Raw genomic sequence first — 7,961 nt, forward strand, 5'->3', positions numbered from 1 at the left:
AAAAATTTTCGGATAAAAAATCTGAAAAGCGCGTGAAATTAATCACAAAATATATTAAAATCTATGGAAACTACAACACAATACGTTCCTTACAAAGTGAAGGACATTTCCCTAGCAGAATGGGGAAGAAAAGAAATTGAATTAGCGGAAGCTGAAATGCCTGGTTTGATGGCTATTCGTGAAGAGTATGGTCCCTCTCAACCACTTAAAGGTGCAAGAATTGCGGGATGTCTTCACATGACGATCCAAACTGCTGTTTTGATCGAAACTTTGGTAGCGCTTGGAGCTGATGTAACCTGGTCTTCTTGTAATATTTTCTCTACTCAGGATCATGCTGCTGCTGCAATTGCTGCTGCTGGGATTCCAGTTTACGCTTGGAAAGGAATGAATGAAGAGGAATTCGACTGGTGTATTGAGCAGACTCTTTTCTTTGGTGAAGACAGAAAACCATTGAACATGATTTTGGATGACGGTGGAGATTTAACGAACATGGTTTTTGACAGATATCCGGAATTAACAAAAGACATTAAAGGTCTTTCTGAAGAAACAACTACCGGCGTTCACAGATTGTACGAAAGAATGGAAAATGGAACTTTGGTGATGCCTGCAATTAACGTAAACGATTCTGTAACAAAATCAAAATTCGATAACAAATACGGATGTAGAGAATCTGCCGTAGATGCTATCAGAAGAGCAACTGACGTGATGTTGGCCGGAAAAAGAGTTGTAGTTTGCGGTTTTGGTGATGTGGGTAAAGGAACTGCGGCTTCTTTCAGAGGTGCAGGTTCTATTGTTACTGTTACGGAAATCGACCCAATTTGTGCGCTTCAGGCTGCAATGGAAGGTTACGAAGTAAAAAAACTGGATACTGTAATTGAAACTGCAGATATCATCATTACCACTACTGGTAACTTCAACATTGTAAAAGGAGAACACTTCAAAAAAATGAAGGATAAAACCATCGTTTGCAACATCGGACACTTCGATAACGAAATCGATATGGCTTGGTTGAACGCAAACTACGGAGCTACAAAATCTACAGTAAAACCACAGGTTGATATCTATAATGTAGATGGAAACGATATCATTATTCTTGCTGAAGGACGTTTGGTAAACCTTGGTTGCGCAACTGGTCACCCAAGTTTTGTAATGAGTAACTCTTTTTCTAACCAAACTTTGGCACAGATTGAACTTTGGACAAACAGCGATGCTTACGAAAACCAAGTGTATATGTTGCCAAAAAAACTGGACGAAAAAGTAGCCATGCTTCACCTGAAAAAAATAGGTGTAGAATTGGAAACGCTTTCTCCGGAACAGGCAAAATACATTGGTGTAGAGGTTGAAGGACCTTACAAACCGGAATATTACAGATACTAGAAATAAGTCTAAAGACATTCTTTAAGATAGAAACTCCCCGGAATTTTGGGGAGTTTTTTTTGTGCGAAATTTTAAAATACGCAATAATACGTATTGCATAACACCTTGGTTACAAGTTACCTTTGATCAGCAAATTAAAATTCTAACAAGAGTAATAAAAACTAATAACCATTTTTTTCAAATCAAATCCTATTTCATCATCGTTCACTCCCCTTTAACGGGGAGTTTTTTAAATAAAAAGAAAATACGCCAAAAAACGTATTGATTTCTTTTAACAATTGTTAGAATTTTACAAAAAGATATTAATAAAATATTTCATATTAACGGTGTTTTTCCTGTAAACCATTTAAATAGTATGAAATAATTTTACTACACACAAAACAAATGAAGTATGAAAAAAATTTACATTTTGCTTTTCTCAATGCTGTGCATTGGGGAGATCCATGCACAAGTAGGTATTAACACTACATTTCCCTCTACAACTTTAGACATCCAAGGTAAGAGTCCTTCCACAAAAGTTGAAGGTATGCTTATTCCGCGTTTTACAGGAGATGAAATTTTCAGTATGCCAATTTCCACAACCACAGCAAACGAAGGGAACTTGGTATATGCCACTTCCGCTGCATTTACAGCAAACCAAACAGGTGTTGGTGTCAACTTAAAAGCAAAAGGATTTTATTATTGGGATGGCGCTAAATGGGTAACATTTATTAATGAAACAACCAATAACAATTACTATTCCGCAAACATAAAACCAATGAATGTAATGCTGAATGATCAAGATACCTATCCTTTTGAAGGAACTGAATTACAAGTTGGTACTTCGGATACAGCTATAAGACAGTTTAAATGTAATTATACTGCAGCAGAAACAAGTGGATCTAATCCATTAAATTTTTAGTTTTGGAGTAATACTTCAAACAAACTAAACGTTCCTGCACAACTGTTGGGTTATACGATAACGATTAATCTTTCTCTAAAATATCCAGGAAACAGTTCTAACGCTGCTGTAACACGATTTGTTGCATATTCTGGAACACCAAGCATTGCTGCAAACGGTTTGTATATGAGTGGTGGAACCAAAATCAAAGATCTTTTCTTTAAAATTTCAAAAACAAGTGCAACAAATGTAAGAGATGAATTGGTACTTTCACCTATATTGGTTACTCAAGAAATTGTTGATAATGGTATTTATCTATTTATGGGATCTGCAGCTGTAAGTTATTATGAGCCAATCCTAACTGTAGATTATGGTGTAGTGGATGTAACGATTCCAGACTAATACTAAATTATATTATAAGACATAAATGATTGAAAATGCTCCTCATATTTGAGGAGTTTTTTATTTTATTCGAAAATAAATCGTAATTTCAGTATTATGAAATTTATTAAGCTGCTCTTACTGCTGTTTTCAGTGCAATTCTTTTCTCAAAGCGGTTTCCAGCTTATTGAAAATAAAAAAACGGTTATTCCTTTCAAACTCATCAACAATCTTATTTTTATCCCGGTGCAGGTAAATGGTGTTGAACTCACCTTTATGATAGATTCTGGAGTTTCCGAAACGCTTTTATTCAGTCTTGAAAATAAGGAGGTCAACTTTGCAGATGTTGAAAAGATGAAATTTACAGGTTTGGGTGGAGATATTGAGATTGAAGGCTTAAAAGCAATTAACAATCAGGTTCAGATCGGGAAAAACTATATTGATAAACAACATCAGATTTTTATTATCCTGAATGAAGAATTCAACTTCTCATCTCATGTTGGAATCCCTGTTAACGGAATTATCGGATATCATTTTTTTAAAAACCACCAGGTTAAAATTGATTACATCAACAAAAAGATTACCATTTTTGAAAGTGAAAAAAAATTCGAAAAAGAAAGTTCAAAATATGATTTAGAACCGATTTCCGTCGAACTGAATAAACCATACATTACAGCAACTGTTGAACAAATCAGCAATCCAGTTTCGTCTAAAATGCTCATTGATTTGGGAAACAGCGATGCTATTTGGCTTTTCCCAAGCGTTATTCCTGGTTTTTCCTATAACAGACCAAATATTGACGATTATTTGGGACGCGGTTTTAATGGTGATGTTTACGGCAAGCGAAGTAGAATTCACAATTTATTTTTGGGAAAATATCAGATAGAAAAACCATTGGTAGCAATGCCGGACGAATATTCCATTCAGCATTTAAAACTTGTGAAAGATAGGAAAGGTTCTATTGGAAGCGAAACATTACGCAGATTCAATTTGATATTTGACTATCCTAATGGAAAACTTTATTTTAAAAAGAATAAAAATTTTAACGATCCGTTTCATTTTAATATGAGCGGTTTAGATATTAAACATGACGGAATGATTTGGACAAGTGCTCTTGTAGAAGTTGAAAACAAAAAAAATTCCCCTACAAAATCCGAAAATATTGAGGTGTACAGTACACAGAATAAATTTCAGTACAAATTTGTTTTGAAGCCTGTTTATTCTGTTGCTGGAAGCAGACCGGATTCTCCCGCTTATATCGCTGGAATACGTAAAGATGACAAGTTAATTTCTATCAATAAAAAACGAACTACAGATATGTCTTTGGAAGAAATTAATGAACTTTTTAAATCAGAAGAAGGAAAACATATTTCTTTAGAAGTTAGCAGAAATGGCACTTTACTCACTTATAATTTCGAGTTGGAAGACCCAATTCCTTACCAAGACCAATAATGAAAACGGAAGAAACTACCCTTGATAAAATGCGGACAAGACCGCGTTTCAAAATGTTCAGTAATCTTGATCCTGAAGAATATTCTGTAAATCTCAAAAAATATTTAAAAGAGCATGGCGATGAATTTTCCGGCAATATCAACCGTGAAGCTGCTACAATTTTGGTAAAAACAATTGATGACAATTACTGGAAACCAAGGCTCACCTTAAGAGCAGAAACAGAGGACGAAAAAACCGTTATCCGAGGGATTTTTGGTCCCAGTTCTGCGGTGTGGACATTTTTTATGTTTCTGTATTTTCTTTTCGGAGTTCTATGGATGACATTTTTCACCATGTATTTCGTAGAAAAACAAATTAAAAGCAATGAATTTCCTTGGGCGCTTTCTGCCTCATTTGTCATGCTTTTCCTCATCATTCTCACCTACTTGGCTGCACGATTTGGACAATCTAAAGCGAAGTTAGAAATGGAAAAACTGAGAAAATTTGCCATAGAATCTACCCTGATTTTTGAAAAGAACTATTTATAAAGAATCCGTCTTTGCCGGCTCTTGTTTTGCAGGCATCGATGCTAAAATCTGATCACGGTTTTGTTGCTCTTTCAGGATTTCTTCTTTGTGAGGTTGAATGATTTCGTTCATTTGTTCCACTGAATAATCTGTCACTTTTGGATCAAGATAAAGCTGTTTCCATGGTTTTTTCTTTCCCCATGCATAATCTCCAAAGACAATTACGGGAGTTCCTTTTGCTTTTGTAGTCGCACCACCTTTGTTCAGAATCCATTGGTCTGCAAAATTATACATCCATTTCGCATCATCCATCAAAAGTCTCAAACACGAATGTGAAGCAGGAAAACCTGGCAAATCATATTGATGCCATCCTATTCCCAAAGAATTATGAATATTAAAATTGTACGGAAGTTTCCACTCACTGTCAACAGTAGAAATGGCCAATTCTTTCTTCCAGTTGGCAAACATTAAACCTCGTTTGGTTTGCGCTGCTTTTTTCCCCATACTCGAAGGTCCCCATTTCAAAAGCTTCCCATTTTCATATACAGCATACGCCTGAATAGGATAAGAAAAAGTCACCAACTTTTTAACATCAGAAAGAATATCCAACTGATAAGGAAATGGTGAATAATCAAGGAAATTTTCAGAGATTTTATCCGGAATCATCAGTGTATCTGCACGCCATGAATTCTTTTTATCCAATCTGTTTAAAGCCAAAATTGTATATCTTTCCTCTTCTGAAAACTGCTTTTTGAAAGCACTCATCACAGAATCTCTTATTTTCTCTGGAAAAATTAATGCAGTATATTTAAAATTGGCTTTCTGTTGAACAGGTTCGGAAACTGCAGAATCTTTTTTAGCAATTAAAGCAGAATCAGAAAGTGTAATTACGTTCACAACATCGTTTATTGTATCCTGTATTTTGTTTTCTTTTTTACATTGTACCAAAAATAATGTTGCAACCAGCAACAGTAGTGAAACCCACATTTTCTCTTTATTCAGCGTCATAAAATTTGTTTGTAAAAAGGTTCACAATAATAATACCAAAGCGCTTTGAAAGAAAATTTATGAAGAATTTACCAAAATAATGTAACGATTCAGCACTTTTTGATGTCTAATAGGTAACATTTAAAAAAAATGAAAAAAAAACTAATTGCCATCGCCTTACTTACAGGCACAGTTGCCTTTGCACAGGAAACAAAAAATGATACCATAAAAACGCAAAAAGTTGAAGAAGTTATTTTGGTTGGAAGAAAACCTACCATAGAAAACAAAGCGGACAGAACAGTTTTTAATGTTTCAAACAGTTCAATTTTAGCCGGAAATACAACTTGGGATGTTCTTCGAATGACGCCGCTTGTAAGTATGGACAGCAACGACAATATTCTGGCAGAAGGAGAATCTGTTACGGTTTATATTAACGACAGAAAAACAGTTTTCAGGGGAAAAGAACTCAAAGATTATCTGAAGACCATTGCCGCTGATAATCTGATGAAAATTGAAGTGATTACCACACCTTCAGCAAGATATGAAGCTTCTGGACCCGTCATCAATATCGTTCTCAAAAAACTGGAGAATGAAGGAGTAAAAGGAAGCGTTTCCTTAACCAATACCCAAAACACCAAAAATTCGCAGTACGGAAGTTTTAATCTTAATTATCATAAAAAGAAATTCACAGAAACTTTAACGGGAAGTTATTCGGACAATACGTTTGTGATGAAAACCTACAATGAGAATTTTATTTACGCAACCAACGCGCTTCAAAAAATCACAAGTGAAAGTACTGAAACAGGCAAAACTCCCTCTTTTTCTACCACTTCGGAATATGAATTTAATGATAAAAACAGCGCAGGTTTAATCTTCGAATATTCCCGCACAAAAAGAAATACGTTCTCGGATGCTTTTGCTGAAAACCTTACAGACAATAATTACACAGATGGATATACAAAAACTCAGAATCTTGATGGTTTAAATCAGAATCTCGGGAGTAACCTGTTCTATAAATATTACGACAAGGAGAAAAATAAAATCCTTGATTTGAATGCCGGAATTAATTATAATTCCGTTGAAGACACCAATAATCACCTTATTAATTCGACGCTTTCTGCATTTCCTACCGGAATTCGAATTTTAGCCAATAATCAGAACAGAGAATATTATTTTAAGGCAGATTATTCCCAACCTGTTGGAAAATCCGGAAGCAGTATTGAATTCGGTGGAAAAACAAGCTACAAAAATTTTTCGGTTCCTTATGATTTTTTCAGGCTGAATAATAATGTTTGGACAGAAGACCATTTTTTAGGAAATTATCTTGAAAATTTGAACGCTGCCTATGTGAATTTCAGCAAAACCTATTTCAAAAAGTTGGAGACAAGAATTGGTTTGCGCTACGAATATATTTGGTTTAAAGTACGAGACAAAGCTTCCAACAGAGAAAAATCGGATTCTTACGGAACTCTTCTTCCGGATTTATTGGCAAAATATGCAATTTCCGACAACTATGATGTCACCGCAACTTACAAACACAATATTTGGAGACCTTGGTACAGCGAACTTATTCCTTCCGAACTCCCCATGGATAACGGAATGTTTAACCGTGGAAACATGAATCTTCAACCCAGCCCGAACGACAGAATAGGTTTGAAATTGGGCATGTACAAAAAATATTTCCTTACAGCGAGTTATTGGTGGAGCAATCAGGATTACTGGTCAACATACCTTATTGAGGACGGAAAAACCATCCAAATGGAAGATAATTTCCCGGGAAGAGTGGCAAAATATGGTTTGAATTTCAATACCAACCAAATGTTCCTGAAAAATAAGCTGAACGTTAATTTAAGTTTGAATTTTAATTACACCGATAACAGCGACTTTAATGCAAAGAACAATCTAACAAACGCAAAAGATTATTTTACGAATTACGGCGGTTCATCAAATATTTCGTACACCAACTTATTCGGAAAAAACATCAATATCAACGGTTGGTTTGGACTTTTCTCGCAGAATTACGGGAATTCTTATGGAAATCAGATGAATTTCTTCCATAATATTTCGGTCACGAAAATTTTCCCTGTAACACAAATGGAAGCGAGTTTACAGCTTTTTAATCCTATCAAAAGGCCGTTTTTTGATGTAACAACTTATGCTCCAATCGGAACTTTCAGAAATTCGATGAAAGCTGATTGGTATGGCTTTTCACTCACGTTCATTAAACGTTTTGGAAACCAAAAAGTAAAAGAAAACACCAAAACCAATGTCGAAAAAGACAGTGGTGGAAGCAAAGACTAAAAAAAAAAATCTCTGAAGAATTGAGGCCACTGAAAAACCGTATCAATTTTAGGATTTATGGTTTTCGGTCATTAACT

Annotated in this window: 7 protein-coding genes; 6 read left to right on the top strand and 1 reads right to left on the bottom strand. The window is 35.0% G+C overall.

Annotation, left to right across the window (positions count from 1 at the left end; translation table 11 throughout):
• The first annotated feature begins 63 nt into the window (after positions 1–63).
• The 5 genes from ahcY to Q0252_RS10075 all read left to right on the top strand — a co-directional run bounded on the left by ahcY (position 64) and on the right by Q0252_RS10075 (position 4,617).
• Positions 64–1,377 carry an adenosylhomocysteinase gene (gene ahcY / locus Q0252_RS10055; protein WP_297985832.1) on the top strand — a complete coding sequence of 438 codons (1,314 nt, stop codon included), beginning with the start codon at positions 64–66 and terminating at the stop codon, positions 1,375–1,377.
• Positions 1,378–1,798: 421 nt separating this feature from the next.
• Positions 1,799–2,278: a hypothetical protein gene (locus tag Q0252_RS10060; RefSeq protein ID WP_297985834.1), complete on the top strand. Its 480-nt coding sequence runs from the start codon at positions 1,799–1,801 to the stop codon at positions 2,276–2,278.
• A 45-nt stretch (positions 2,279–2,323) separates the two neighbouring features.
• Positions 2,324–2,659 (top strand): hypothetical protein, encoded by a 336-nt coding sequence (locus Q0252_RS10065; protein ID WP_297985836.1) that lies wholly within the window; start codon positions 2,324–2,326, stop codon positions 2,657–2,659.
• Between the two features lie 96 nt (positions 2,660–2,755).
• Positions 2,756–4,090, top strand: a complete 1,335-nt coding sequence (locus Q0252_RS10070) for a PDZ domain-containing protein (RefSeq protein ID WP_297985838.1) — start codon at positions 2,756–2,758, stop codon at positions 4,088–4,090.
• On the top strand, positions 4,090–4,617 hold the full coding sequence (locus Q0252_RS10075; RefSeq protein ID WP_297985840.1) for a hypothetical protein: 528 nt from the start codon (positions 4,090–4,092) through the stop codon (positions 4,615–4,617). The genes Q0252_RS10070 and Q0252_RS10075 overlap by 1 nt, the downstream gene beginning before the upstream one ends.
• Here Q0252_RS10075 and Q0252_RS10080 read toward each other — a convergent pair.
• Positions 4,612–5,604, bottom strand: a complete 993-nt coding sequence (locus Q0252_RS10080) for a L,D-transpeptidase (RefSeq protein ID WP_297985842.1) — start codon at positions 5,602–5,604, stop codon at positions 4,612–4,614. The two genes, Q0252_RS10075 and Q0252_RS10080, sit on opposite strands and share 6 nt — an antisense overlap.
• Before the next feature lie 129 nt (positions 5,605–5,733).
• On the opposite strand from Q0252_RS10080, the gene Q0252_RS10085 reads away from it, so the two are divergent.
• Positions 5,734–7,884, top strand: coding sequence for an outer membrane beta-barrel protein (locus Q0252_RS10085; protein ID WP_297985844.1), 2,151 nt, complete (start codon positions 5,734–5,736; stop codon positions 7,882–7,884).
• Positions 7,885–7,961 lie beyond the last annotated feature (77 nt).

It is taken from the genome of uncultured Chryseobacterium sp. (assembly GCF_936933875.1).
Taxonomy (GTDB): Bacteria; Bacteroidota; Bacteroidia; order Flavobacteriales; family Weeksellaceae; genus CAKZIK01.